Source organism: Neopoerus faecalis (genome assembly GCF_029218125.1).
In the GTDB taxonomy this organism is placed as follows: domain Bacteria; phylum Bacillota; class Clostridia; order Oscillospirales; family Oscillospiraceae; genus Oscillibacter; species Oscillibacter faecalis_A.
This window is the reverse complement of sequence record NZ_JARFXX010000007.1, coordinates 70,202-95,194: the sequence shown is the minus strand read 5'-3', so window position 1 is coordinate 95,194 and position 24,993 is coordinate 70,202. Positions and strand designations below refer to the sequence as shown.

General features: G+C 50.4%; 30 protein-coding genes and 1 pseudogene. 20 read left to right on the top strand and 11 right to left on the bottom strand.

The annotated features are described in order from the left end of the window. Positions 1–12: 12 nt before the first annotated feature. Entirely contained in the window at positions 13–1,224 is a 1,212-nt protein-coding gene (locus tag PY311_RS09530; RefSeq protein WP_286148447.1) for a hypothetical protein, read from the bottom strand. Positions 1,225–1,492: 268 nt separating this feature from the next. Between PY311_RS09530 and PY311_RS09525 the strand changes: the two genes are divergently transcribed. The 7 genes and pseudogenes from PY311_RS09525 (at position 1,493) to PY311_RS09495 (ending at position 6,448) form a co-directional block, all read left to right on the top strand. Next, a complete protein-coding gene (locus PY311_RS09525; RefSeq protein ID WP_187014459.1) occupies positions 1,493–1,708 on the top strand; it encodes a helix-turn-helix domain-containing protein in 216 nt (71 codons plus the stop codon). A gap of 78 nt (positions 1,709–1,786) precedes the next feature. Then, positions 1,787–2,131, top strand: coding sequence for a helix-turn-helix domain-containing protein (locus PY311_RS09520; protein ID WP_286148446.1), 345 nt, complete (start codon positions 1,787–1,789; stop codon positions 2,129–2,131). 722 nt (positions 2,132–2,853) lie between these two features. Further along, entirely contained in the window at positions 2,854–3,288 is a 435-nt protein-coding gene (locus tag PY311_RS09515; RefSeq protein WP_286148445.1) for a hypothetical protein, read from the top strand. After that, positions 3,270–3,440 (top strand): hypothetical protein, encoded by a 171-nt coding sequence (locus PY311_RS09510; RefSeq protein ID WP_286148444.1) that lies wholly within the window; start codon positions 3,270–3,272, stop codon positions 3,438–3,440. Before PY311_RS09515 ends, PY311_RS09510 begins: the two co-directional genes overlap by 19 nt. Before the next feature lie 116 nt (positions 3,441–3,556). Further along, on the top strand, positions 3,557–3,859 hold the full coding sequence (locus PY311_RS09505) for a hypothetical protein (protein ID WP_286148443.1): 303 nt from the start codon (positions 3,557–3,559) through the stop codon (positions 3,857–3,859). Next, positions 3,860–5,066: pseudogene (locus PY311_RS12785) on the top strand (tyrosine-type recombinase/integrase). Continuing rightward, a complete protein-coding gene (locus PY311_RS09495) occupies positions 5,024–6,448 on the top strand; it encodes a tyrosine-type recombinase/integrase (protein WP_286148442.1) in 1,425 nt (474 codons plus the stop codon). The pseudogene PY311_RS12785 and the gene PY311_RS09495 overlap by 43 nt, the downstream one beginning before the upstream one ends. A gap of 343 nt (positions 6,449–6,791) precedes the next feature. Here PY311_RS09495 and PY311_RS09490 read toward each other — a convergent pair whose 3' ends face one another. The 5 genes from PY311_RS09490 to PY311_RS09470 form a co-directional block, all read right to left on the bottom strand. Further along, positions 6,792–7,022, bottom strand: a complete 231-nt coding sequence (locus tag PY311_RS09490; protein WP_281543411.1) for a hypothetical protein — start codon at positions 7,020–7,022, stop codon at positions 6,792–6,794. Positions 7,023–7,465: 443 nt separating this feature from the next. Beyond that, positions 7,466–7,681, bottom strand: a complete 216-nt coding sequence (locus PY311_RS09485; RefSeq protein WP_286148441.1) for a hypothetical protein — start codon at positions 7,679–7,681, stop codon at positions 7,466–7,468. 226 nt (positions 7,682–7,907) lie between these two features. After that, complete coding sequence (locus PY311_RS09480) at positions 7,908–8,486, bottom strand: hypothetical protein (protein WP_187014447.1); 579 nt, start codon at positions 8,484–8,486, stop codon at positions 7,908–7,910. Positions 8,487–8,538: 52 nt separating this feature from the next. Continuing rightward, entirely contained in the window at positions 8,539–9,924 is a 1,386-nt protein-coding gene (locus tag PY311_RS09475; protein ID WP_187014448.1) for a 2-hydroxycarboxylate transporter family protein, read from the bottom strand. A gap of 54 nt (positions 9,925–9,978) precedes the next feature. Next, complete coding sequence (locus tag PY311_RS09470; RefSeq protein ID WP_187014449.1) at positions 9,979–11,148, bottom strand: NAD(P)-dependent malic enzyme; 1,170 nt, start codon at positions 11,146–11,148, stop codon at positions 9,979–9,981. 143 nt (positions 11,149–11,291) lie between these two features. Between PY311_RS09470 and PY311_RS09465 the strand changes: the two genes are divergently transcribed. The 13 genes from PY311_RS09465 (at position 11,292) to PY311_RS09405 (ending at position 21,544) form a co-directional block, all read left to right on the top strand. After that, positions 11,292–12,197 carry a LysR family transcriptional regulator gene (locus tag PY311_RS09465; RefSeq protein WP_187014450.1) on the top strand — a complete coding sequence of 302 codons (906 nt, stop codon included), beginning with the start codon at positions 11,292–11,294 and terminating at the stop codon, positions 12,195–12,197. A gap of 349 nt (positions 12,198–12,546) precedes the next feature. Next, a complete protein-coding gene (locus PY311_RS09460; RefSeq protein ID WP_286148440.1) occupies positions 12,547–12,936 on the top strand; it encodes a sigma-70 family RNA polymerase sigma factor in 390 nt (129 codons plus the stop codon). Between the two features lie 146 nt (positions 12,937–13,082). Continuing rightward, positions 13,083–13,430 carry a hypothetical protein gene (locus PY311_RS09455; RefSeq protein ID WP_286148439.1) on the top strand — a complete coding sequence of 116 codons (348 nt, stop codon included), beginning with the start codon at positions 13,083–13,085 and terminating at the stop codon, positions 13,428–13,430. Continuing rightward, positions 13,427–13,840 (top strand): helix-turn-helix domain-containing protein, encoded by a 414-nt coding sequence (locus PY311_RS09450; protein WP_286148438.1) that lies wholly within the window; start codon positions 13,427–13,429, stop codon positions 13,838–13,840. Before PY311_RS09455 ends, PY311_RS09450 begins: the two co-directional genes overlap by 4 nt. Positions 13,841–13,856: 16 nt before the next feature. Next, positions 13,857–14,075 carry a helix-turn-helix domain-containing protein gene (locus tag PY311_RS09445; RefSeq protein WP_286148437.1) on the top strand — a complete coding sequence of 73 codons (219 nt, stop codon included), beginning with the start codon at positions 13,857–13,859 and terminating at the stop codon, positions 14,073–14,075. Positions 14,076–14,776: 701 nt separating this feature from the next. Beyond that, positions 14,777–15,190: a hypothetical protein gene (locus tag PY311_RS09440; protein ID WP_286148435.1), complete on the top strand. Its 414-nt coding sequence runs from the start codon at positions 14,777–14,779 to the stop codon at positions 15,188–15,190. Next, entirely contained in the window at positions 15,178–17,145 is a 1,968-nt protein-coding gene (gene mobP3, locus PY311_RS09435) for a MobP3 family relaxase (RefSeq protein ID WP_286148434.1), read from the top strand. The genes PY311_RS09440 and mobP3 overlap by 13 nt, the downstream gene beginning before the upstream one ends. 117 nt (positions 17,146–17,262) lie before the next feature. Further along, positions 17,263–17,565: a DUF6809 family protein gene (locus PY311_RS09430; RefSeq protein ID WP_286148433.1), complete on the top strand. Its 303-nt coding sequence runs from the start codon at positions 17,263–17,265 to the stop codon at positions 17,563–17,565. Next, a complete protein-coding gene (locus PY311_RS09425; protein WP_187016378.1) occupies positions 17,566–18,720 on the top strand; it encodes a tyrosine-type recombinase/integrase in 1,155 nt (384 codons plus the stop codon). It begins immediately after the preceding gene. A 623-nt stretch (positions 18,721–19,343) separates the two neighbouring features. Continuing rightward, positions 19,344–19,511, top strand: coding sequence for a hypothetical protein (locus PY311_RS09420; RefSeq protein WP_286148432.1), 168 nt, complete (start codon positions 19,344–19,346; stop codon positions 19,509–19,511). A 133-nt stretch (positions 19,512–19,644) separates the two neighbouring features. Next, complete coding sequence (locus tag PY311_RS09415) at positions 19,645–19,929, top strand: hypothetical protein (RefSeq protein ID WP_286148431.1); 285 nt, start codon at positions 19,645–19,647, stop codon at positions 19,927–19,929. Positions 19,930–20,049: 120 nt separating this feature from the next. Continuing rightward, entirely contained in the window at positions 20,050–20,697 is a 648-nt protein-coding gene (locus tag PY311_RS09410) for a SprT-like domain-containing protein (protein ID WP_286148430.1), read from the top strand. A 280-nt stretch (positions 20,698–20,977) separates the two neighbouring features. Continuing rightward, on the top strand, positions 20,978–21,544 hold the full coding sequence (locus PY311_RS09405; protein ID WP_286148429.1) for a tyrosine-type recombinase/integrase: 567 nt from the start codon (positions 20,978–20,980) through the stop codon (positions 21,542–21,544). A gap of 47 nt (positions 21,545–21,591) precedes the next feature. On the opposite strand, the gene PY311_RS09400 is transcribed toward PY311_RS09405, so the two are convergent. From PY311_RS09400 to PY311_RS09380, 5 genes are read right to left on the bottom strand one after another with little or no spacing between them, the layout of a single operon-like run. Then, on the bottom strand, positions 21,592–21,774 hold the full coding sequence (locus PY311_RS09400) for a hypothetical protein (RefSeq protein ID WP_286148428.1): 183 nt from the start codon (positions 21,772–21,774) through the stop codon (positions 21,592–21,594). A gap of 35 nt (positions 21,775–21,809) precedes the next feature. Next, positions 21,810–22,076, bottom strand: coding sequence for a hypothetical protein (locus PY311_RS09395; protein ID WP_286148427.1), 267 nt, complete (start codon positions 22,074–22,076; stop codon positions 21,810–21,812). A gap of 18 nt (positions 22,077–22,094) precedes the next feature. Beyond that, positions 22,095–23,498 (bottom strand): exonuclease domain-containing protein, encoded by a 1,404-nt coding sequence (locus PY311_RS09390; protein WP_286148426.1) that lies wholly within the window; start codon positions 23,496–23,498, stop codon positions 22,095–22,097. Positions 23,499–23,533: 35 nt separating this feature from the next. Then, positions 23,534–24,301 (bottom strand): hypothetical protein, encoded by a 768-nt coding sequence (locus tag PY311_RS09385; RefSeq protein ID WP_286148425.1) that lies wholly within the window; start codon positions 24,299–24,301, stop codon positions 23,534–23,536. Between the two features lie 5 nt (positions 24,302–24,306). Then, entirely contained in the window at positions 24,307–24,639 is a 333-nt protein-coding gene (locus PY311_RS09380; RefSeq protein WP_286148424.1) for a hypothetical protein, read from the bottom strand. Positions 24,640–24,993 lie beyond the last annotated feature (354 nt).

Sequence of the window (24,993 nt, the reverse complement as noted above, 5' to 3'; positions counted from 1 at the left end):
TTCGGGTGTTTCTCATTTCCCGTATTTCTCTTTTAGGCTCTGGTGTCCCTGTTGATCACGGCGGCGCAACTCCTCTGCCGAAAAGATCTTCCACTGGGGCCCCTCATCGTTCAGATCCAGATGCGCATAAGATTCCGGATAATACCGCTCCGAGTCAAAAGTAAAGTCCTTTGCAACAAGCCGCTGCCACATGCTCGGCTCATCGGGCAGGTCGATCTTGTCCACCTCGTAACTTGTCAGTTCATGGGTGGTGTCGATCTTTCGCAGGAATTCCTCTGCGGTCAATTTCCCCTGAACATATTCCTCCCGTGCCAGCCGAGCGTTCTCGCTCCACTGGTCGTACTGCTCGTAGTCCATGTGCATCAGGTTGGAACGGTCAGAAGGTGCCGCGTCGATCCAGCGCAGCAGACGGGAATACATTCTGTCCCGCAGCTTTTTACAAACCAGAAGTGCCTCATCCTCCGAAGTCTTATCCAGCCTTGCCAGATTCGCGCCACGCTGTTTGCAGCTCTGTCCATCGGTCACCCGGTCACAGTACCGGGTGGCCTTTTTCGTTTTCGGGATGAAATAGCCCCAGCAGTAGTCACATCGGCAGACCCGCTGATTGTCCTGCTCGAAGTAAAGCGCCAGCACCAGCATCCGCAGTTCCATCAGACTGCGAAGCTGGAATGACCGTGGTTTTTCCAACTGCGGCAGCTTCGCCGGATCGCAGATCCGCGCGATGTCGGCGTAAGTCGCCCGCAGGTTTTCATACTGCTCCGCCGGTGTCATTCCTGCTGTGCTGTCAAATGCGACCTCCATGATATTCCGAAGGTAGTTCTGTACACGGAGGGGTTCTTCCATCACCCGCAGGATCTCCTGTCCAGCAACCAGCAGAAACATCGCCGTGCCGTCATCCTCTGCCTGCAAAGTCCGGTGCAGAATGTCCGTCACAACAAATCCGCTCACAGAATCGATCTCACACAAATCTGGTGTCAGCAAAATCGCCTCTGCGGCAAAGTCCTCTAAGTCGCTCACAGGAATATCGATCCGCTCCTCAAACAGAGGATGCTCATCCCGCAGCCACCGCACCGCCTTGCGGTAGTCCATATAGTCCAGTTCAGAAAAGGCAATCAAGGTCTCCGCGGGAGTCAGCGCGGGCATCCGCGTGATTGACCTGTCATCACAAAGCAGGATGGAATAGCGTCCATCGCCCACCTCCATCAAGTACAATTCCGAAGCCATGCCGATACCTCCTCAAAGATCACTTCCTGATGTAAGCCGCCTTGAAATTATTCTAACATAAAGGTGAACACAGCGAAAGTGAGAAGTTTCATGACACCTCGACAACTGAATACCCGCAGCCGGAGTGCATACACCGTGAGGGAAGCAGCGCCAAGATCCGCAGAGGGGAGCGTGCCGACACGGGACAACGCCGCAGAAAGTCTGGGGCAGGAAGGTGTACGGTGTGCGGCCAATCAAAATCAAAACAAAAAAGAAAGGAAAATCAAAAATGAAATCATCTGTCTACAAAAGCTACGATGAACTGCCGCTGTTCCTCAACTCAGATCTTGTTGCAAAAACACTCGGTATCGCTCCGTCCAGCGCATATGAACTCATGCACGAAAAAGATTTTCCCACTCTGCACATCAACTGTCGCATGGTGGTTCCGAAAGAAAAGTTCATCCAGTGGGTGGAGGAGCACACGAAGGGCGGTGAGCGCGCATGAGAAAAACAAAACCTCCCGTTGGCTGGGAGCATGTGAAAAACTGCTTCCCCGTCCCCCAACGAGCTTCTCGATTTCGATTTGCCCGGTGGATCAATCGCTGTCTACATCTTCCTGCTGCGTCATGCAGACCGAAGGACTGGCCAGTGTCATCCAAGTACTGCGACTATGGCTAAAAATCTTCACTACTGCCGAAACACCGTCGCAAGCTATGTCCGACTGCTGGAAGAACGCGGGCTCATCGTCACGGAGCATACTAAAATCATCACAAAGAACGGCATTAAGAAAAACGGCAGCCTGCTCTACACGATAATTCCCTTACAGGAAGTCATGGAACAGCACTACGAACAGCAGTTCAATGCATTAGAGCGTACAACAGAGCGGCGGAAGGTGCAGGCAAAGCTGGCAGAGCAGCTCGGTGCATAAAAACGAAGTGTGCTTTTTTCCGCACTCTGTAATCACGGTCGGCCAAAACCGTGAAGCCCATCAATGCGGTGAGAGAAACAGCAATGGGATCACGCGGCCCAGCGGGGCCGCGACGCCTCGGAACAGCGACGCGCATAAGCGCATCGCTGTCCCGCAGGCTTTCTGCGTTCTTCGGGAGCACCCCCGGCCAAGACCCAAAAGCGGCAAAGTTTGCCGTTCTGATACCCGGCCACGCAGGGTTTCCGAACCGCGCAAAACGCTCCGAGGGTAGTGATAGCGCCCCCATCCAAAACGCCCCGTGTTTCGCCGTGTAAGCCGCTGTGTGCGATCCTGTTGGCGAAGGCAAGTGTGTACCCGCCGCAACCCATTGAAACGAGCGTTGCGGCGTTTGTGGGCGATGTGTGAAAGGGTCCGGTACATCCTGCTCCGACAGTGGGAAACCGAGCCTTTTGGGATGGATGTTTCCCTCCCGGCCATGCCCCGTTTCGGAGGGTTTCGCCCCCTATTTACCCGTTCGATAAAAGCACAAGATAAAGGGCCGCAGTCGCTTATGCGTGCGGCCCGCCCACAAAGCCCCGCAGTGCGGGGCTTTTCAGGGAAACGCAAACCGCAGTCGGTTTGGCGGTTTTGCAAAATAATCGCAGTCGGTCATCCGGCAAAGTCCCGTGTTTGCAGGGCTTTGCGGCGATTTTGACCGACGTCACAGAAAGGAAAGAAGAAAAATGGATGATAACAAGAAAAGTACCACGATCTGGCTGCGCCCCAGCGTGATCAGCCGCATGGATGGTTGGCTGGAAGCAGACAACTGTCAAAGCCGCAGTGAATTTGTGGATAAGGCTCTGCGGTTTTACATGGGCTATCTCGGCACCGAGGACAACACGACCTACATCTCTCAGGCCATCCTCACCGCCATTCAGGGCACCATGGATCTTAACAACCACCGGCTTCAGACGATCCTCTTCAAGTGCGCGGTGGAGCTGAATATGCTGTGCCACACCATCGCCGCCCACTTCCGCGCCGACCCGATCCACACACGGGAGCTGCGAGCCTACGCCGTGGATGAGGTGAAACGCACCAACGGTCGGGTGAGTTTTGAAAGCGCGGTGCGGAGCCAGCAGCGCATTGAGCCGGAGGATGAATGGCCCGGATCGTACTGATCTCCCCCTACCTCAAGGGCGGACAGAACACCGAGAAGCTGATGCATCGCACCCGCTACGTTGCCACCCATCCCGGCGTGGAGCCGCTGGCGGATGAGCGCAGTATACTCCCCGCCATGAAAAAGGACTGCTCAATGCGGATGCACATGTGAACAGGTTGGGAAACGTATTTTTTGCGCCGCAATAGTCAAAGAAACATTTCGGAAAACAGTAGCTTTGTGCGCCGGGTTGTGGTATGTGTTGTGGTTGCCAAAAAGGAGGTGCCGCAATGTACGACTACATGAAAGCCCTGCAAAAGCGTTTCGACCGTCAGGAACACAGCGAATTGGACGCCCAGATCAAAAGTGCCCATGAGGAACTGCGGCGGGACATGGATGCCGTGGGGCGCGGAAAGTTGCTACGGCTGTTGGACGCACAGAACGCGTTGCTGGTCGAAGCCAAGCTGATGAGCTTCACGGCTGGCTTCAAGCTGGCGTGGGGCATGGCGAAAGAATTGGAGGCAGATAGGCTCTATTCCTTCGAACGGGAGGAAGAAGAACACATCTGCCATCCGGCGGAACAGGAGGACTAAATGGCGAAACGAAGACCGGCCGGTGACGGCATGGTGCGCAAGCGGGAGGATGACCGCTGGGAGGGCCGTATCGTGGTGGGACACAAAAGCAACGGTGACGCCATCTTCCGGTACATCTCCGCGCCCACGCAAAAGGAACTGTCCGCCAAACTGCGGCAGCTCACCGAAGCCTATAAAGGCGTAGACCTGACTGAAGAAAGCAATATGGCCCTCTCCGTCTGGCTGGACAAATGGCTGGACGAGTACATGGCCGCTACGCTTCGTCCCACCACTCTGAACGGCTATCGCCGCTCTCTGGAACTCCATGTCAAACCCTATCTCGGAAACAAAACTCTCTCAAAAATCACTGCCGTCGACCTGCGGTCGCTCTACCGCACCTTGCAGGAAACCGGGCGTACATCCCAGAGATGGACAATCCCCCGGCCTTTCCGCCAGAACGGTCCACGGCATCCACACCACCCTGCACCACGCCCTGAAAACGGCTATGGAGCAGAACCTGATCCCCAACAATCCCGCGGCAGAAGTTGACCCGCCCAAGTTTGACGGCGCGCCCATGAAGATCTTCACCGAAGCACAACTGGATGCTTTTATGAAAGTCATTGAAAAGGATGCGTTCTGGCATGATTTCTTCTACACCGCGGTGACCACCGGTCTGCGGCGGGGCGAGATCTGCGCACTGCGGTGGGAGGATTTTGATACGGAGCAGGAAATGCTCCATGTGCGGCGCACCCTCCTCAAAGAAAAAGGCAAGCCGCTCACCACAGGCGACACCAAGACCTATGCAGGAACACGGAAAATCGTCCTGCCGCCCAGCACGGCACAACTCCTGCGGGAGCGAAAGAAAACAGCGCCGACCGAATGGATATTCCCTAATCCCTTTGATCCAGAGCAGCCTATCGCCCCCGGTACAGCATACAACCGCCTGAAAGTACTACTGAAAGAAGCTGGTCTGCCGGACATCCGCTTCCACGATCTGCGGCACACCTTCGCCACTCATGCCCTGTCCTCCGGTGTGGATACCAAGACACTGGCTGGCATTCTGGGCCACACGAAGGTCAGCTTCACGCTGGACACCTACACGCACACCACCGGAGATATGCAGAAGCGGGCCGCTGAGATCGTGGGCGGTTTCCTGACCGACTACCTTGGAGAGGAGATGAAACCTTGGCAAAGCAGAGAAAACACGGCAGCGGCACCGTACGTCTGAGAAGTGATGGCCGCTGGGAGGGCCGAGTGGTCATCGGTTACGATGACAAAGGACTGCCCAAAACTAAAAATGTGCTGGCAAAAACAAAGACCGAATGTGAGAAAAAACTCAAAAGTTTGATTGCCGCACAAAAAGGATCCGAGCCGCAACCACCCCGGCAGATCATGACAGTCGCCCAATGGCTGGACTTTTGGTATCAGACCTACAAAAAGCCAAATCTTCGCCCCAACACCCAGATGTCCTATGAACGGCGGATCTATCAGCACATCATCCCAAACTTGGGCCCTATTCCGCTGAACAAACTCACCACCGGCGACATCCAGCAGTTCTACACTGGGCTTAAACAAAATGGCCGTCTGCTCCGGCAGGAACAGTACGGCGAAGGACTTTCCGACCAAACCGTCCGCGGCATCCACACCACCTTCCACGCGGCGCTGGACAAGGCAGTCTCTGAGAAGATCATCCCAAAAAATCCTTCCGACTTCTGCCGCCTCCCCTCTGCAAAAGCCAGAGAAATGCAGGTTCTCTCCCCGGAGGATATCCAGCGGCTGCTCATCCAGTCCAAAGAGGACGGCTGTTTCGAACTGCTCCTGCTGGAACTGTCCACCGGCCTGCGCCGTGGTGAGATCTGCGCCCTCCAATGGGATGACCTAAACTTCAACACCGGAGAACTTCAGGTAAAGCGGCAGGTACACCGGGTCAAGGGAGAATTGGTAGTGTCCGAGCCGAAAACAAAGGCGTCCAACCGGAGCGTCATCCTCCCGCCCCCTGTTCTGATGGTGCTGAGTGACTACAAAACCGAAATAAACTCTGTATGGCTGTTCCCCACCCCGCTGAACAATGACTCGCCCAGAGATCCCGCTGCTGTCCGCAAGCGGCTGACCACCATACTGGAGCGGGCAGACTGTAAGCGTGTCAGCTTTCATGATCTGCGACACACTTTCGCCACCGCATCTCTGGAACACGGCATGGACATCAAGACTCTCTCCACCATTATCGGTCATGTCTCTACCGCAACAACTCTGAATGTTTACGCTCATGTCACAGACGAGATGAGGAAAATCGCAGCTGCGAAAATCGACCGAGGGATCGCCAAATCAGAATCCCTCCAAGATATAGACACAGCGCCAAGAAAACCGGCTCCATCTACCTTCCTGCCCCACAAAGGGCAGCGCCGTAGACCCGGCACCGGCTGCGTCAGCCAGATCAATGAAAACCTGTGGGAAGGACGGTATTCTCCCAAGCTTCCCAACGGTGACCGCCTCGCGCGAAATATCTACGCCCACAGCGAGAAAGAATGCGAACAGAAACTGGCAGAACTGATCGTCCAAATGAAAGCCGAAATTGCCGCCCAGCGGCAGCAGCCCCAAGCTCCGGCATGAATCACGCAAAGAGGAAATGCGGAGTTCCCGATGCCATGTCGGGAACTCCGCTTCGTTCTGTCTGTGGTATTTTATGTGGTCAACGAAAATCCGCAAAACTGTATTTGTTCCAAAAGTTGCAAAAAGCAAAAGAAAACACCCGAAATCCGAAGATTTCAGGTGTTTTTTGGAGCTGCTGACCAGATTCGAACTGGTGACCTCATCCTTACCAACCACCGTAGAGCCTTCCAGCCCTTGCTGTATAAGGCTTTGCGGCGTTTTTTTGTCCAAAAAGGATAAGGTCGCAGCCTGTTTGTTCCATTGTTTCCGTCCGCTCATTTCCCCGTGTGGGTCATGGTGTGGGTCAAGCAGACACCTCTGCGTCAAAGAAACCGCGGACAGGCTTCGCCGTCATATTTCGTTTTGCCATTTCTCTCTCGTAATTGATTCGGGTAATTTCCTCAATGAAAGCTTTCTGCTTTTCGCTGGCTTTCGACCATGACACGCCGAATTTCCGGCACATCGCAAAAAAGATACGATACCACAATCTATCTTCTTCCGTTTCGTGGGTGAAGTACCACTTCGCGTCTTCCATTGTCAGCCCTCCTCATAGACAATATGGACGGTGACCACATCTTCGCTGATCTCATAAACTCCCAAGGCCACCAATTCACCAACCTGTGTTTTTAGTCCATAGATTTCAAATTTGCCTTTTGAGATATACTCGCTGGTCCAATCCGTCTGCCACCGCGGTTCTCTTGTCGTTGTCGCGGCATCTTGCTATGTCATCGGTTCAATAACTATGGGCAACTGCTGATTGGTGGCATCATAAACAGACGGTCGAAACTGCACAGTCCTCACCTCTTAAATAGCATACCACAGTTTCTGCAAAAAATGAAGTGGCAAATTGAAGCTGTCGCAGTTATGCTTCTCGTTCAAAAAACGCACCGCTGTAAATAAAGAATACTCCCCCCGCATTTGTGATCTCTTTCTAAAATAGAAAACCACAAATTAATACATCCCTCCATCTTTATCTACTTACAGCCGCTCCATATCTTTTGCAAACTCGTTCATACGGACATCCGCGTTAAAAAAATGGAAACCCCAGATTTTGTATTTGTTGTCATCCACAAAGATTTTTGTTGCGACTGCCTTATCCTCGATTTCAAGCAAGAAGTCCTCTTTCCACTTCCCCTCAGCAATGAGGTGCGTTCCTTTTGGTTCAATGAACACTTGCAACTGCTCATGGCCCACCTCGTTCTGCTTATCTGACTTGTGTATTATAGTGACTTCAAACCCATAAGAAAAATGCTTTGTTGATATGTACGGTATATGATTTTGTTATCGACTCATATACCCAAACAGCGCCAAACAGGACAAACGGCCGCCCTTAAAAGAGTGACCGTTTGTCCTGTTTGAAATAGAGAGTAGAAAAAGCAGGTATCTATAAAAAAACAGCTCATAACTGTTATTTTGAGCGTCAAGATTGCGGTGCAGAATGCAGGATATTCCACGCCTGCACCGCAATTTCCGGGAGGAGTTCATAGCTAAGCATCAAATCTCCATTTTTCATTGCCATCGTATCCGCTGTATCCGGAATGTAGGTAAGGTCATGGTCACCACACTTATGGGGCGCACAGCGGACTGCTGCTTCCCATGCGGCGTTTTCCAACGCCTGTGCCTCCGGGAACTGGCGATACTGTTCACGGCAACGGAACTGTTCCCGCACCGTTCCCACTATCCCCAAAAGTCCGCCGACTGCGGCGGCAACACCACAAAGTCGAAGCGCTCCCTCACCGCTATAAAACACGATGGAACCTGCCAGTCCTAAAAGGAAGATGGCTACAAAAGGGAAAATGGCTTTTGCAGACACGCCACCTAAATCTCTTTGGAGCTGTTCGTGGGCACAAGCAGTGCATACATGAAATTCCGCTGGAGCACCTACAGCCTGTACCCGCTTTTCTCCGCTCGGCTCGCGAAGGTGCAATGTATGAATCGTCAGTGCCCGAAAATGATACTGTGCCGCTGCACCGCATTGAATACAAGCATACTTTTTCATAATTCACCACATGGGGGCGCACTATTATCGGTGCGCCCCCATTTTTGCGCTGTTACAGAAGCGAACCCAGTGTGGAGAGCAGCAAGCTGCCGATAATCAAAATGATTGCACCGCCAAGTCGAGAAGAAATTTGGGCGAAGGGCATCAATTCCATGCGGTCAGCCGCGGAAAGGACTGCCACATCGCCGGTACCGCCCATGTTTGCCATACAGAGACCTGCGGTGATACCGGCCTCCACCGGATAGAATCCGACCCACTTGCCAACGATGGCCGCACCGAAGAACGCGCCGACACAGGTGACAAGGCACAAAATGAGGTACGTCAAGCTGAAGCTCTCAATAACCGTATCAAGGCTCAGGTAGCACAGGCCGATGCCGACCAGCAGCGTGGTGGTCAGGTTCTTCATCACGAACTGGAACCACTGGTAGCAGGCCACCTCAATATTCTCTGGTAGGAGGTTGCAGATCTTGCAGATGGCCACAGTGATAATCATCCATGCGTAAGCGTGGATGCTGACACTCGGAACAAACTTCGACCAGATTTTAGCCACGATGAAACCCCAGGCGAAGAACGAATTTGAAACAAACAAACCGATACCGAGGTTCTTCACATCGATCTTGTCACGTTTGGCCTGCATCTCAGGACTGATTTCCAATTCCTTTGGATCTACGGTGCCAGTCTGCATCAATGCTCCCTGACCATTCCAGCTCTTACTGGCAATGACCTTGACAACAATGCCGGCAAATACAATAGAAATGGCGTTACCGATAGCGACAGCCGGCGTCATCACAGAGATTGCCTCTGCCGCGGTCATGGTGTTGGAGCTCTCAAAAATCTTTGACAGAGGAACCGCGCCAGCACCCATACCGCCGCCCATGATAGGAAGAGCAATGAGCAACAGCGCTTTGATGGTGCCATAGCCCATAATGGCGGCAGTTCCCATACAGAGGGCAAAGGAGAGAATCAGACCGCCCAAGATGGCTGGGAAGTAACGTGCTGCTGCTTTTTTCAGTAAGGTGCTGTTCATGCCAAGGATTGATCCAGTAATTAGTGCAGCGATATAAAAATCAAGGAAAGCGCCGGTTGGTTTAAAAAAAGATGTAATATTGCCTACCAAATCATAATTGCAGGCCATATTGTAAATCTTGGTGCCGTCATCCAGCGTTTTTGTCAGTGCCGGCAGTAGGTTGAAGTAGTTTAGCAGTGCTGTACCGAACAGGACAACAATGGCACCGCCGCCTAAATAGGAACGGATAATAGGCGTCTTTTCACCGATCTCATAGAGAATCGTGCCCAGCACGATCATGAACGCGAAGCAACCAGACATGCCCTTTGGTAGACTGCCTGTATAAGTAGCGAGCAGAATTACAACGGCAAAAACAGCAAAATAATACCATGGAAGATTAAACAGCTTATAGGTTTCCTTTTTTTCTGACATGGTGATTCCCTCCCAAAAGGATTTGATTTTTCAGGAAATCTGGTATATGCTTATTTAAATACGGGCCACGCCGCTCTTGCGTGCAGCCTCGGCCACAGCCTTTGCCACGGCGGAACCCACTCTGGGATCAAAAGCAGCGGGGATGATGTAATCCTCGGAGAGCTGATCGCCCACAAGCGCCGCCAGTGCTTCCGCCGCCGCAACCTTCATCTCCTCGTTAATATCACTGGCCCGCACATCAAAGGCTCCGCGGAAGATGCCGGGGAAGGCCAGCACATTGTTGATCTGGTTGGGATAATCACTGCGGCCAGTGGAAATGACCTTGGCACCGCCCGCTTTAGCCGCATCCGGGAAAATTTCCGGTGTTGGATTGGCACAGGCGAAGATGATGGCATCCTTGTTCATGGTCTTGACCATTTCAGTGGTGACGGTGTTCGGTGCGCTGACGCCGATAAATACATCCGCACCTACCAGCATATCCGCAAGAGAACCTGCCTTATGGTCAAGGTTCGTAACCTCTGCCATTTCCGCCTTGATCCAGTTCAACCCTTCACGGCCCTTGTAAATTGCGCCCTTGCGGTCGCACATTGTAATATCCTTGAACCCGGCGGAAAGCAACAACTTCGTAATGGCGATGGCTGCCGCTCCTGCACCGGAAGTAACAATCCGCACATCTTCTTTCTTTTTGCCGACCACCTTCAGGGCATTGGTCAGACCCGCCAGCGTAATAACAGCAGTGCCGTGCTGGTCATCGTGGAAAATAGGGATGTCACACTTTTCTTTCAACTTGCGCTCAATTTCAAAGCAACGGGGTGCCGCAATATCTTCAAGGTTAATACCGCCAAAAGAGCCAGAGATATTGTAGACGGTTTCCACAAATTCATCTACGTCCTTTGTTTTAACACAGATGGGAAATGCGTCTACATCGCCAAATGCCTTGAACAGCACACATTTACCCTCCATAACAGGCATACCGGCTTCAGGGCCAATATCACCTAACCCCAGAACAGCGCTGCCATCCGTAATAACAGCCGCCATATTCCAACGCCGGGTCAGTTCATAGCTCTTAGTGGGATCTTTTTGAATTTCCAAGCAGGGCTGCGCCACGCCGGGCGTGTAAGCTAAAGAGAGGTCATCCTTTGTTTTGACAGGAACACGGGTCACCATTTCGATCTTGCCCTTCCATTCACCGTGCAATCTCAAAGATTCTTTTGCATAATCCATTGTTTATTCCTCCGTTACCGGCATTTCCTGCCGTTTTTTGATAAAAAAATAATATCCGCTTGTTCTGCATTTGTGAAATACGAAGAAAACCTACTCCATATATAAAATTTACATAACCGTTTTTCACAAAGGAGGGTCCTGATATGAACATCAGCTATGACAGCTACCGTGTTTTTTACTATGCCGCAAAGTATAAGAGTTTTTCGCGAGCTGCCGCTGCGCTCTATAATAACCAACCAAATGTTACCCGAATCATCAAGCGATTGGAATCTGAACTGCATTGCGCCCTGTTTTTTCGTTCATCACTGGGAGTGCGCCTAACGCCGGAGGGTGAGAAGCTCTATACGCATATTGCAGTTGCCTTTGAAAGCATTGAAGCTGGTGAGGATGAGTTGCTTTCCGATCAAAGTTTGCATGGCGGTATTGTACATATTGCCGCCAGCGGACTTGCGTTACAGGGATGCCTTCTGCGAGTTCTTGCCCGATACCGCAAGGAATACCCTCTTGTTCACATTTACCTGACAAACAATTCAACGCCACAAGGCCTTACTGCCGTACAAAACGGATTAGCTGATTTTGCGGTTGTGTCCGAAGGGGCTGTGGTTCCGGATTCACTTGAAAAGCAGCGGGTGGGAGAAATTCAGGAGATTCCGATCTGCGGAACTGCCTTTCCCGAACTGACACAGGGGCCTGTAACGCTTGCCAAGCTCACGGAGTATCCCATTGTGTGCCTTGCGATGGGAACCTCCTCCCACGATTTTTATTCTGAGCTCTTTCTCCGCTGCAAGCTGCCTTTTAGCCCGGATGTGGAAGTCGAAACCATCGATCAGGTTCCCCCTGTTGTTCGCAGCAATCTCGGCATTGGTTTTGTCCCCCACGAAATGCTTTACGGTTCACCAGAATTTACTGGAATTTACCCCATCACACTGGAAGAGCCGATCACTCCCCGCAGCATTTACCTGTTCCAGCGGAAAAATCAGCCCTTGAGCATTGCCGCAAAGCACTTGCGGCAAATGTTATTGGCTCCAACAGAGGAATCTGACAACTGATATAAGCAAAAAGGCACCGTCTACACATACAGATTTCATCTTTTGGGTATGCAAAATCGTACAACCGTTTGTAGATGTGGTCTCATTCCACGTAGATTAAGTAGTGATTAGCCTTAATTGGCCCACCTTGACACACCTTCCAATTTGTCCTATAGTGATGATAGGCGAAAGCCAAATCTCGCGGCTTTCCGGTGAGGTCCACACCCCGGTGTGACCTCAGGCGTTCATGGACCCCGTAGGGCATTATGACCACCCTGTACGCAGGAAGTTCCATGAAGGTCGACAGTTTTTGGCGCTGTACCGGCAGCGCGGGTGTGTACCCTTCCGTTGAAAGCGGAAAGGACACAAAATGAACGACTATGTCGTTATTATCTATAACGGTGAGCAAGTATCAGTGCCAAAGGAGGTCGCGGACTTCCTTGAGCAGGATCGGAAACGGCAGCAGGCGCAGGACAAACAGGACGCAAGGCACCTGAGTAAAAGTGAGTTTGAAACGGTGCCGTCCGGTTCGGATTGCGTCAGGCGACCCGTGGAGGATGCGGCGCTCAGGAACCTCCAGCTTGAAAATCTGCGGAAGGCCATTGCGGAACTGGATGTGCAAGGTCAAAACCTGCTCTCCCTCCGATACAGCGATGCGCTGACGATGGATGAGATCGGTCAGATCTACGGCATCTCCAAAATGGCGGTATCAAAGCGACTGAAAAAGCTGCACGAAAAGCTGGGAAGCTCTGTCTCATGACAGGGCTTCCCAGCTTTTTTGAAAAAATTTCTGTTCTCTGGTTTACAAACGCGCTCTGAGTGTCCTTATAGGTGAGAGACAAATTTTCCGACTGGGTTGGCCGCAGTCATGATCGTCTCACCTGAACACAAGGAGCGTGTATGACCATGAATCCATTTGAACAAAGCACACAGCAGCTTCTGCGCTTCCTGACCTCCCACGCTGAGTGGGAGGTCATTGACTACATCCGGCAGGAAATACAGCATGACGCACCGGAGAGTGTCCCGACCGCAGATGAACTGCTCACTTTCTTCCAATCCCCGGATGCGCCGACTGCGCTGGACACCTACCAGCAAATGCTGGTGACCGATAAACTGCTGGAGTACGCGGAAATCAGTCTGCGCACCCTCTGCGACCTGATCCGCTATCAGCAGCTCAAGGAATTGGGCGTTGTCCATTCCGCAAAGGAGTTCATTCAACTCTTCCACCCCGACGAACAGGAGGACACACCATGAATCAATTTCCCAGCAAAAACTATTTTACACTGCCGAACGAAATTTTTTCGCTGGGGCTGGGCGCAGGTGAGATCGCGGTCTACGCCTACCTCCGCTGTCTTGAGAACCCCAGCACCTACCAGTGCTGGCCCAGCTACGCCACGATCGGAAAAGCTATTGGCCGTACTAAAAATACGGTCATGCAGTATGTCGACGCACTCTCGGAGAAAGGACTCATCTCCACAGAGCCAACCTCTGTCCTGACAAAATCCAGGATCAAAAAGAACGGCAATCTGCGCTATACCATCAGGCCCATCCATGAGGCCGTTGAAATTTTTCACACACGTCAACTGTCTGCGGTTGAACGAACAACAGAGCGGCGGCAAATTCATCGCAAGTTGTCCGCGGTGAATTTGTTGCCCGGTGCATAAGGAAAGGAAAAACAGAATGAAGCATTCCATCTACACAAGCTATGATGAGCTTCCGCTGATGCTCTCCGTGACAGAAGTTGCCGCAGTGCTTGGGATCTCCCGTGCCGGTGCCTATGAGTTGGTGCATGGCAACGGATTCCCCGCGCTCAAAATCGGCAGCCGGATCGTTGTTCCAAAGGATAAGTTTCTCGCATGGATCGACGCGAACAGCGGTTCAAAAAACGCACCGCTGTAACTAAAGAACAGGCGCTCAATTTTCTGTGTGCCAACGAAGCGGCTGAGCAAAACTGTGAAGCCCATCAATGCGGCAAGAGAAACAGCAATGGGATCACGCAGCCCAGCGGGGCCGCGCCGCCTCGGAACAGCGACGCGCATGAGCGCATCGCTGTTCCGCAGGCTCTCTGCGCTCTTCGGAAGCGCACCCGACCAAGGCCAAAAAACGGCAAAGTTTGCCGTTCTGATACCCGGCCACGCAGGGTTTCCGAACCGCGCAAAACGCTCCGAGGGTAGTGATACCACCCCCGTCCGAAATGCCCCCTGTTTCGCCGTGTAAGCCGCTGTGTGCGATCCTGTTGGTGAAGGCAAGTGTGTACCCGCTTTCACCTGTGAAAACGAACGTGAGCCGTTTGTGCGAGTGTGATTTGAAACCGCTCCGGAGAGGACTTTCCCACGCCGTATGGGACGCACCTTCAGCGTATTTCAGGCAGATCAGGCGGTTATCGGAGGATTTTATTTATAGCAGGATAAAGGACTGGCGTCGGAACCGACGCTCTGCCCAATCACTTCTGCCCGCAGTGCGGGCAGTTGACGGGGGTTTCAACGCAGGCGGTTGTGGCGCCTTTTGAAGGAGATTTCAGAACGGCTGGCGTCTTAGTTCCCGTAAGCCCAGGTGTTTCAACGAAAACGAGCGTGCCTTACGGCAGATTGGAGGGAATTATGAGCAAAAATGAAAACAGGCTGAACTTCCGTATGACGGATGAAACAGCCGCCAAAATAGAGCGGTGGTATCAGGAAGATAACTGCCGCAGCAAAAACGAGTTCATCGAAAAGGCGGTGAACTGCTACGCAGATATGCTGGCCGCAGGCGAAAGCGCCACGCTGCCCCGTGCGGTGCAGTCTGCCATCGACAGTCGGCTGAAACTCTTCGAGGATCGCATCGCGTCGCTGCTCTACAAGCAGACGGTGGAGATGGACATGGCAATGTCCATCCTCCTGCAAAGCCTCAATGTGAGCGAGGAAGTGCTGCGGCAGGAACGGGCCAAGAGCATCGCCGCCGTCAAGCGCACCAACGGTCAGCTGCGGTTAGAGCAGAAGCTCCGTGAACTGGAGAGTGAAGCATGGCAAGGCTGATCGTCAAAAGCCCGTACATCAAGTGCGGCGCTGGGCAAAGTGCCGCTGGGTATCTCAAGTACATCGCCACGCGGGAGCGGGTGGAGATCATCCCGGATGACCGTCCGCCCACCCAAAAGCAGACGCAGCTCATCGCAAAATTGGTGAAGGATTTTCCTGACGCAAAAGAGCTGATGGAATACGAGGACTACCTCTCACACCCGACAAAAGCAACGGCGTCCGCGCTCATCACACTGGCGCTGGAATCGAATTGGGATCGGGTACAGGGCATGGAAGGTTACGCCAAGTACATCGCCCTGCGGCCCAGAGCGGAACGGCTGGGGGAACACGGCCTGTTCGGAGATGACGCTACCGTTGACCTCGCCGCTGTCGCGGACGAACTGGATCACTACACCGGCAACGTGTGGACGCACATCATCTCCCTCCACCGGGAGGACGCGGAGCGGCTGGGGTATAACCATGCGGACGCATGGCGCACATTACTGCGTACCCACCGCAATGACATCGCCGCGGCGATGAAGATCCCGCCGGAGGACTTTCACTGGTACGCCGCCTTCCATGACGAAGGGAATCATCCCCATGTCCACATGATGGCGTGGTCGGCAAAGCCGAATCAGGCGTACCTGTCCAAAGATGGTATCCAGCAGATCAAGTCCACGCTGACCAATCAGATCTTCCGACAGGAGCTGCTGCACGTCTACGAGCAGAAAAGCAAATCTCGTGATGAGTTGGTGGCGGAAGCGCGGAAAGCCATGTTGGAATTGGCGAAGGCCATGCGGGAGATGACCTGCATCCACCCGGAGGCGGAGCAGATGATCTGGGATCTGTCTCGGCAGCTCGGTCAGGTCAGCGGAAAGAAAACCTATGGCTATCTTCCAAAGCCAATGAAGAAGCTGGTGGATGAGATCGTCGACCAGATGGCGCGTCTGCCCACCGTGGATGCGTGCTACCAGACATGGTGGGAACTGCAATGTCAGGTGGAGGATTACTATTCCGAGGGAAAGAAACGGCTACGTCCGCCGCTGTCTCAGCAAAAAGAATTTCGTCAAATCAAGAACGCCGTCATCAAAGAGGCGGAGCATCTTCGCATGAACAGATTTTCCTTTGAGGACGAGGAAATGCAGGATGACGGCGAGCAGATCAGCGCCTATGACATGAGCTACGAGTGTCAGGATCTGCAAAGCGTGGCGAACGATGATCGTTTCCCTCTGAAGGAGCGTGACGAGGCGGCGGAGCAGCTGAAACAGCTTGCGGATACAGGCGATGCCAACGCCCAGTACATCATCGGCACGGCGTACCGCGACGGCGGGCTGCTGATCCCCGACACGGTCAAAGCACAAAAGCTGTTGGAACGCGCCGCCGAGCAGGACTTGGACGTAGCACAGTACGCCCTCGGCAAGCTGTATCTCTCTGATGATGCAGATGTGCACGATCCTGCCAAGGGCATCTATTGGCTGAAACGCTCGGCGGACAACGGCAACGATTTCGCTGCCTACCGGCTGGGCAAGGAATATCTCAGCGGCAAAAATGTGTCAAAAGACACTTCGACTGCGGCGGAATATCTGCGGCAGGCCGCGGATAACGGCAGCGCCTACGCCCAATATCTGTTGGGCAAGCTGACCCTCATGGGCGAGGGCGTTCCGAAGGACATGGACGCCGCCTACGAATGGTTTGCAGCGGCGCGGGATAACGGTCACGCCTACGCGGAATTTTTCATGAAACGCATGGAGCGCGGTGAACAGGAGCCGCCCTCCGTCCTGCTGGCCTCTACCCGGCTGCTCTACCACATGGGCAATATCTTTCGGGACAACGCCCCGGCCCCCGCTGCCGACGGCGTCCAAATCGACCGCAAGCGGCTGGCTCAGCTGCGGCAAAAGCGCGTCGCCCTCGGTCACAAGCCGGATGATCATGAGTTGGAGCAGCAACAGGGATTTTCAATGAAATTCCATATGTAAAGCGAGTCGAGGTGTTCAGTTTTTGCGCCGCTATAGTCAAAGAAACATTTCGGAAAACAGTAGCTTTGTGCGCCGGGTTGTGGTATGTGTTGTGGTTGCCAAAAAGGAGGTGCCGCAATGTACGATTACATGAAAGCCCTGCAAAAGCGTTTCGACCGCCAAGAGTATCCAGAGTTGGCCGAGCAGATCGAATACGCCCATGAGGATCTGCGGCGGGATATGGACGCTACGGGGCGCAGAAAGCTGCTCCGCTTGTTGGACGCACAGAACACATTGCTGGTCGAATCCAAGCTGATGAGCTTCACGGCAGGCTTCAAGCTGGCGTGGGGCATGGTGAAAGAGTTGGAGACCGATGGACTCTATTCCTTCGAGCAGGAGGAAGAAGAACACATCTGCCGTCCAGCGGAACAGGAGGACTGAATGGCAAAAAAACGTGCAAATGGCGAAGGCAACATTCGCAAACGCGCAGACGGGCGTTGGGAGGGGCGCTATACAGCAGGATACCACCCCGAAACAGGAAAGCGCATCATCAAAAACGTGCTTGGTAAGACGCAGGCGGAATGCAAGGCGAAGCTCAGTGCCGCAATGGAGGCTACCAGAGGAATCGATGTCAGCCGTGCTGATGAGTACACGGTAGCAACTTGGCTGCGTAGCTGGTATGAGATCTACGCAAAACCGAATATCCGCATCTCAACAGCAAACCGCTATCAACTGATGGTCGAGCAATACACGATTCCCCGCATCGGCAGCATCAAACTGACAAAGTTGACTGCCCATGACTTACAAAAGCTCTACAAGGATCTGATGGAAAACGGTCGTATCGACCGCAAGAGCGGTCACGGCAACCCTGGACTCAGCAGTACCACAGTTCGGAGTCTGCATCTCATGCTGCACAGCGCCTTGGAACGGGCGGTCAAGGAGCGCCTGATCCTGCGGAACCCGACCGAGGACTGCATCGCGCCGAAGGTGCAAAAAATCGAAATGCAGATTCTTCCGCCTGAGCACATCAAGGATTATCTGGAAGCCGCTGACAGGAGAGGTCTGCTCCCCATGTTCTATCTGGAGCTGGTCACGGGCTTGCGGAAGGGCGAGATTACGGCGCTTCTCTGGAGCGACCTCGACACCCTAAACAAAACCATCTCCGTCAGCAAACAATATGTGAAGAATCCCAATGGCGAACTGACGCTCTCCCGTCCCAAAACGGAAACCTCAGTTAGAAAAATATCCATTCCTCAAGATGCCATCGATCTGCTGATAACAGAGCATAGCAAGCATCCTGAGAATCCCTACATGTTCCCCTCGCCGGCAACCGGTGAGATGTACTACCCAGACTCCGTCGTAAACTTGCACAAGAAGATCCTGAAGGACGCTGGACTGCCGCACATCAGATTTCACGACCTCAGACATACCTTCGCAACGCTGGCACTGCAAAATGGAGTGGACGTCAAAACCGTCAGCAGTATGCTCGGCCACTATGACGCCGGATTTACACTCCGCACCTACACCCACGCTACAAGGCAGAAGCAAGACGAGGCCGCACAAACGATGGGCAGTTTCATGGCGCAGGTCATGTAAGCAGAAAAAAACAAAAATGCCGGAGAGAAGGCAAAAGCCTCCTCTCCGGTACTCTTTAAGTCTTTCTACGCATTTCGTTGTGTGGGTCACGGTGTGGGTCAGGCAGTTGACCCACATTTTGGCCCACACCTAAAAGTGCATTTTTGTAACGAAAAACACCCGAAATCCGAAGATTTCAGGTGTTTTTTGGAGCTGCTGACCAGATTCGAACTGGTGACCTCATCCTTACCAAAAATTTCTGGTAGGGATTTTCTTTTTTTCTGTTGTCTTATCCTGTTGCAACTTTTCCTTTGTTTTCAATGCTTTCACGCTTTTTCGTACTATATCTGCTGTATCTTGTCATAACCCGCTTACAGAGGTTATTTTCATGTAGCTCAAGGTTTTCCTCAAGGTTTTTTGCAACCGGGCAAATTACTTGTGGGATGAAAACCTTGAGCCTTACAGATAAAAACATAGCCCTTTTATTTTTTCTGCTCCCTCTCCCCCATAGTGTTCTGCTATGTAATCCGAAAAAATTTTCATCCCAAAATGTAAATTCGACTACTCAAGGACTGTATCAGCGTTCATGCTGGTGCAGTCCTTTTTTCATATATCCACTACGCAAAGAAAGGAGGTTTTTCTCTATGGGAATTGCAATTATCTACTGGTTTATCGCTATTTGGGTATCTGTCAATGGTATCACCAGCCCTTTTGATGATGCGCTCTCGTTCTTCATGTGGGCGGCGGTTCTTGTCCCTGTGATTGCTGGCATTTCCCTTTTGCTCCATGGTGACGATGACCAGAAAAATTGAAACTCAACATTCAACCGAAAGGAGGTGTCACTATGACTGGCGAAGGTATTCTGTTCTGTTTCTCTATGCTGTTCCTCGCTTTGTATCTCTTAGGCAGTTGCTAACCACAAAATCAAAATCAGAAAGGAAAATTATGATGTCACGCAACGAACTTATCGCAAAAATAGAAACCTTGCAAAGCCTTGAAGCACTTATCGAAGAAACCAAATCCGAAGCCGAGACTGTCCGTAATAGTATCAAAGCTGAGATGGAAGCAGCCAACACCGAAGAACTGTTTGCCGGAGGCTATATCGTGCGCTGGACTTCCGTTCTTACCACCCGCTTTGATACAAAACGCTTCAAGGAAAAGTTTGGAGAGGAAGTCTACAAAGCCTTTACGAAACAGGTTTCTTCCCGGCGCTTCTCTATTTCCGCATAAGAAAAGCCCTTTGTCTGAACGCCTACCAAGCCACAGACAAAGAGCCATCTAACCACACTACAAGAGCGGGTACAGTTTGAGTATACTGTATCCGCTCCCTTTTTTCAAGGAGGATTTACTATGAAACAACTGACTTCTTACAATCGTGTCGCTGGCTATCTCAATAAGCTGTTCGACCTGCTCAACCAGCATTTCTTTGAAAATGAACTTTCAAGGCCCACGCTGACTATCCAGAGTACCCCCAAAGCCTACGCCCATTTCTCTGTCCGGGACGATACATGGGTTTCCACTGTCGGAGCCACCCACGAGATAAACGTTGGAGCGGGGACATTAGCAAGACCCATCGAATTTATCTGTGCTGACTTGCTCCATGAGATGTGCCACTACTATTGCCAGCTTCACGGCATTAAGGACACCAGCAGAGGCAATACCTACCACAACAAGCGTTTCAAGAGGGTTGCCGAAGCCCATGGACTGAATGTGGCCCACCATGAAAAATATGGCTGGACGCTGACAACGCCAACGGATGAACTGCTGGACTTTGTGCTTGAAAATGAACTTTCAGACATTCTTATCACACGGAATGAGTTCTATGGTATCTCTGTTTCCGGTACAGGCAGTCACAACGGTAATCCCACACCTCCACCGCCGAAGCCATCCGGCAGCCGTAAATATGTCTGCCCCTGTTGCGGGAACTCTGTGAGGGCTACCAAGTGCGTCCATATCGCTTGTATGGACTGTCAGGCGGAGATGGTGATAGCGTGTTAAATAGTAATGATATTTTTAACCAGAATCCACGCAAGGTCAGGGGGCTATATCTATACACCCCCGCCGCCAGAAGCGATTTTTGATGATTGTATCTATAAAAGTTTTTTGCTACAGAGGGATTGTTGCTGGACATGAGAAATTTCCGCAAGAGTTCGTAAAACTGGAGGAATACGAACACCAAAAGTCAGCGGTTTCAAGGCTTCTGTGATTTTTATACCCAAAGTTCGTTTAACACTGACCGGAAGTTCGTATTTTACCCCATCCAAAGGAGGAAATCAGCGTGAATATCAAAACCGTTGCTCTGACAAAGGAGCAGTATCAAGCCATTATCCAGGCCATGAAACAGGGCTTTACCGGATGCAGACCAAATGAGCGGATTGCCACCGCATTGACCCTTGAAGCAAATTTAGGCTTGCGCATCTCTGACATTATCCATCTGAGGCTTGCCGACGTTGTAAAGGACGGTGACAGGTATCGCCTTTCTATCGTGGAGCAGAAAACGAAAAAGGCACGAAACTTCACTGTGCCGCTGGCTCTGTATCAGTACATCCGCTGCTATTGCCTTGACCACGGTATTCCATCCGGGGCAATCATCTTCCCACTGTCTGAAAGAGCCATACAGAAGCAATTAAAGCTGGTGTGCGATTACTTAGGTTATCAGGGTATCAGCACACATAGCTTTAGGAAATTTTATGCGACAGAGATTTACAAGGACAGCGGATATAATATCGCCCTTGTCCAGCAGCTGCTTCAACATTCCTCCGCCGCCGTGACACAACGTTATATCGGTATCCAGCAGCAGGAGATAGAAAAGGCCATTGAGGGACATTTGATGTTGGAGGTGTGAGAAATACACAACTAAAAGGGAGAGCGAAATGCTCTCCCTTTTGGACGTCACAGTTCGTAATCACTAAAATCCGGTCCGTCTTCTTCTATTTCATAAATTGTATCTGGATGTTCTTTTTGTAGGTGTCGCAGTTCAGCATATGCCGCTTGCTTAGAGTATACTTCCGAAACTATTTCATGAACACCTTCTACATAATCCCGTTCCCATATCAACCATTTCGTTTCATCCATTGTGCATATTCCTTTCTGTTGAAAAACGCTCCAAGTTAGGTAACAGCTAATTCGATAGAAAATACTTTGTTGTCAATACTATCTATATTGCTATCAATACTATCAGCTTTACTACTAATGTCCGATACTATATCGCCGATTTGGTCTAATCTTTTGTAAATATCTTGAATATTCCAAAACTCGTTACTTGTATTTAGAGCTTCAATCTTTTGATTTAATATATAGAGTTGTTTTAAGATTTCTTTTAAGAGTAAAGTGTTTTCATCCATTTCTTTACTACCCTTTCTATTATCTCTCAACATTAGGAAACTCGCTTCTACTTACCAATCATCACCATCCCCAATATAGAAGTTGTCATCCATGCGTGTATCGACCTCCCTATCGTAATCATCGTAATAGTCCTCCGGTATCTCATTACTTACACTATCTTCATAACATGAGTCAGGATATGGGTCATAACCATCCTCTTCATCAGAAGAGTCCTCCGCTTGCGTATCGGGCAAAGGCTGCAATATTGGACGTTCTTCTTTAGTGCACCATGCTTCTGGGGGCCCCAGATTCATTTCATGGCTTTCCCAATAATCTGTGTTAAAAGGGGGCGTAAACCTTTCTTTTACTGGTTCACTTGCTTTTGGCCCATCAATTACCGATTGATGAAACGGAGATTTCTTTTCACCATCAGCCATGCCGAAGTAGTCCGTCCAGTGCTGTTGAATTACTTTTGCTACCGCAATAATGTGTTTGCACGCTTTTGGATATGTGCCAAATGCTTGGCAACTACACCGATACCATGTTATTACACCCTTTGTGGTTACTCTAAATTCCGTATCATAAACCCGACTACCAATAACATTTGCCAAAAACATTCCTTCGTTTTTAAGAAAATGAAGATTCCTTACTTTTTTTAGCTGTGCATATTCTATCCCATGATAAAACGTTTGTGGTGCAGCAACTTCTTGCATAATCACATTATCAGTAAGCGGTACGTTTCCGGTGAAAACAGGTTTAACCTGCGTTTGACAAGTAGCAGGTCTATGTATTTTTTGATATAAGGGTAATTGGGAATTATATGGTTGTTCACAGTAATCAATATTGGGAAGTTTATATCGTGGTGGATACTTGGGATTATAGCCAAACAAATTGACATACTGCAATAAATCGCCTTTTTCGCTTGCCATCGCCCCCACAACATAAAGCAACGCAAATGTATCCCCTAAAGCAGTGTGGTTATTCTCTACATATCTTTCTAAATGATAATGTGCAATTGCATCTGACAGTTTATGTGGATATGGGGCCCGGTCTTTGAATACAGTCAGGGTATCAACAACGTCTAAGTGTTGAAAAAACTTCTTTTCGTTGATTTTTAGCGCTGCCACCGTTATAAAGAGCATATCAAAATTTGCATTGTGGGCAACTAATAGTGTTTTCCCCTCAATCAAACGTTTAAAATCTGACATGGCTTTTTCTATACTAACGCCGTTTTTTTCTAACATGGACTCCGTAATATGGTTAACTGATGCCGCATCTTCATCCATGCGATGTCCATCATACAACTTGATGAAATAGTGTAACGGCTCCGCCAAAAGTTCCCCATTTTTTTGGAAAAGTCTCTGTGCTCCAAGCTCAACAATTTGGTCAAAATATGGGTCTAAACCGGAGGTTTCCACATCAAACGCCACAATTGAAGTGTACTTTTCAAAAAGCGTTGAAAAACCGTTTCCCATGGCGTTTCTCCTTTGATTGCGACTACCTGATGAACTCAATAGTTATCATCTTCATCACGTGTATTATCTTCAAACGCATCTGATTCAAAGTCATCCCTGTTATATTCATCGCTCAGTCTATAACTATCCTCTTCGGCTTCCTTGTGTTTCCTTGAATTATGCACGTTCTCAACCAGTTTTTGCCACATACTGTCATTTTCAATATCATCATTTTTTTCCGGAAAGACATACGGTATATTTGATTTTGGCAATACAAGCTCTTGAAGTTTAGCTCCACATTTCGGGCAATTTCCCCAACAAGTAGGCACTATACTTCTACATTGAGAACAAAGGGCTGTTTTACCAAGATTTTGCTTTTGTAGTGGCTGTACCCACGTTGTTTCTACAGTGGGTTCTACATCTATAATATTTTCTGAGGTATCTTTAACTGGATTTGTAGCTTCCCGCAGCACCTTTCGCTTTTCTAAGATATATTTAAGCCTTTCACCTCCATCCGCAATTGCAGGGACGGGGGCTTTAATATTATCATGCTGTCTATTCGCAATACCTTTACACTTTGATAAATCAGGTTTCGACTCTTCCTGAACGTGAGAAGGTATGTTAGAATTTTCTGCTTTTTGTACCGGCTTAATGATTGGCAGCTCAAGGAAATCATCTGTTTGAACTGGTGTTATTTCAGATGTGTTTGTCTTCTTATTTGCTTGGAAATCTCTTATAAAATCAATGGGACAACCACATTTGGGGCAAGCTCTATCTGTTCTACTGACTGATGTATCGCACATGGGGCAAATATAATCTGCCATAAAAACTACATCTCCTTATGGAGTTCACCTTCATCATTTTCATCCTGTTCTTCTTGTGGCTGACTTAAATAATGAATATACCAATCTCCCTTTTCTTGGGGAAGTACATCATCTGACGCAGACTTCTCTTCATGGCGACTCTCCGTTGCACAAATAACAATTACTGAAATAACTACAAATGCAACAATCGCTCCTATTACATACGGACAGGTGAAAAACCAAAATAGTGCAAATGCAATTCCGGGGCAAGCAATCAAAAAACCAATAATTGCAATAATAAACAAAATCCCATCTCGCTTCCGATAAAATAAAAAAGTGCGCAGCACGAAGCCACGCACCGAAAAACGCTGGCTCCTTGCTGCCACGCAAGTTCAGTCATCCACACGAGTGTATGCCAAATAAGAGCCTGCATTTTTACCAAGATGATAAAAACGCACACTCGTGTGGTTTCATATTAACTTGCGTGGCAAATTCAGTGTATCACGCCTATCCAGAAAAGACAAGCCAAAAAGGAAAATTGCCTGATTAACCCCTTTTTCGGAAATCAATCAGACAATTTCTGTGATAACAAGTACGCCCTCTTTTCCGCTGATCGCGGAGCGACCAGCGATGAGAGGGCTTCCTGTTCACCGTAATTTTGAAACGTTCACTTCAAGTTGCTCTCTCACTCAGGATGTGGTGCTTTTGGTTTT

What these genes read in the sequence shown, in the direction of transcription:
- PY311_RS09530 (WP_286148447.1), bottom strand. Translation starts at nt 1,224, where the DNA reads ATGGCTTCGGAATTGTACTTGATGGAGGTGGGCGATGGACGCTATTCC.
- PY311_RS09525 (WP_187014459.1), top strand. Translation starts at nt 1,493, where the DNA reads ATGAAATCATCTGTCTACAAAAGCTACGATGAACTGCCGCTGTTCCTC.
- PY311_RS09515 (WP_286148445.1), top strand. Translation starts at nt 2,854, where the DNA reads ATGGATGATAACAAGAAAAGTACCACGATCTGGCTGCGCCCCAGCGTG.
- PY311_RS09510 (WP_286148444.1), top strand. Translation starts at nt 3,270, where the DNA reads ATGGCCCGGATCGTACTGATCTCCCCCTACCTCAAGGGCGGACAGAAC.
- PY311_RS09505 (WP_286148443.1), top strand. Translation starts at nt 3,557, where the DNA reads ATGTACGACTACATGAAAGCCCTGCAAAAGCGTTTCGACCGTCAGGAA.
- PY311_RS09490 (WP_281543411.1), bottom strand. Translation starts at nt 7,022, where the DNA reads ATGGAAGACGCGAAGTGGTACTTCACCCACGAAACGGAAGAAGATAGA.
- PY311_RS09480 (WP_187014447.1), bottom strand. Translation starts at nt 8,486, where the DNA reads ATGAAAAAGTATGCTTGTATTCAATGCGGTGCAGCGGCACAGTATCAT.
- PY311_RS09475 (WP_187014448.1), bottom strand. Translation starts at nt 9,924, where the DNA reads ATGTCAGAAAAAAAGGAAACCTATAAGCTGTTTAATCTTCCATGGTAT.
- PY311_RS09470 (WP_187014449.1), bottom strand. Translation starts at nt 11,148, where the DNA reads ATGGATTATGCAAAAGAATCTTTGAGATTGCACGGTGAATGGAAGGGC.
- PY311_RS09465 (WP_187014450.1), top strand. Translation starts at nt 11,292, where the DNA reads ATGAACATCAGCTATGACAGCTACCGTGTTTTTTACTATGCCGCAAAG.
- PY311_RS09460 (WP_286148440.1), top strand. Translation starts at nt 12,547, where the DNA reads ATGAACGACTATGTCGTTATTATCTATAACGGTGAGCAAGTATCAGTG.
- PY311_RS09455 (WP_286148439.1), top strand. Translation starts at nt 13,083, where the DNA reads ATGAATCCATTTGAACAAAGCACACAGCAGCTTCTGCGCTTCCTGACC.
- PY311_RS09450 (WP_286148438.1), top strand. Translation starts at nt 13,427, where the DNA reads ATGAATCAATTTCCCAGCAAAAACTATTTTACACTGCCGAACGAAATT.
- PY311_RS09445 (WP_286148437.1), top strand. Translation starts at nt 13,857, where the DNA reads ATGAAGCATTCCATCTACACAAGCTATGATGAGCTTCCGCTGATGCTC.
- PY311_RS09440 (WP_286148435.1), top strand. Translation starts at nt 14,777, where the DNA reads ATGAGCAAAAATGAAAACAGGCTGAACTTCCGTATGACGGATGAAACA.
- mobP3 (WP_286148434.1), top strand. Translation starts at nt 15,178, where the DNA reads ATGGCAAGGCTGATCGTCAAAAGCCCGTACATCAAGTGCGGCGCTGGG.
- PY311_RS09430 (WP_286148433.1), top strand. Translation starts at nt 17,263, where the DNA reads ATGTACGATTACATGAAAGCCCTGCAAAAGCGTTTCGACCGCCAAGAG.
- PY311_RS09425 (WP_187016378.1), top strand. Translation starts at nt 17,566, where the DNA reads ATGGCAAAAAAACGTGCAAATGGCGAAGGCAACATTCGCAAACGCGCA.
- PY311_RS09420 (WP_286148432.1), top strand. Translation starts at nt 19,344, where the DNA reads ATGGGAATTGCAATTATCTACTGGTTTATCGCTATTTGGGTATCTGTC.
- PY311_RS09415 (WP_286148431.1), top strand. Translation starts at nt 19,645, where the DNA reads ATGATGTCACGCAACGAACTTATCGCAAAAATAGAAACCTTGCAAAGC.
- PY311_RS09410 (WP_286148430.1), top strand. Translation starts at nt 20,050, where the DNA reads ATGAAACAACTGACTTCTTACAATCGTGTCGCTGGCTATCTCAATAAG.
- PY311_RS09400 (WP_286148428.1), bottom strand. Translation starts at nt 21,774, where the DNA reads ATGGATGAAACGAAATGGTTGATATGGGAACGGGATTATGTAGAAGGT.
- PY311_RS09395 (WP_286148427.1), bottom strand. Translation starts at nt 22,076, where the DNA reads ATGTTGAGAGATAATAGAAAGGGTAGTAAAGAAATGGATGAAAACACT.
- PY311_RS09390 (WP_286148426.1), bottom strand. Translation starts at nt 23,498, where the DNA reads ATGGGAAACGGTTTTTCAACGCTTTTTGAAAAGTACACTTCAATTGTG.
- PY311_RS09385 (WP_286148425.1), bottom strand. Translation starts at nt 24,301, where the DNA reads ATGGCAGATTATATTTGCCCCATGTGCGATACATCAGTCAGTAGAACA.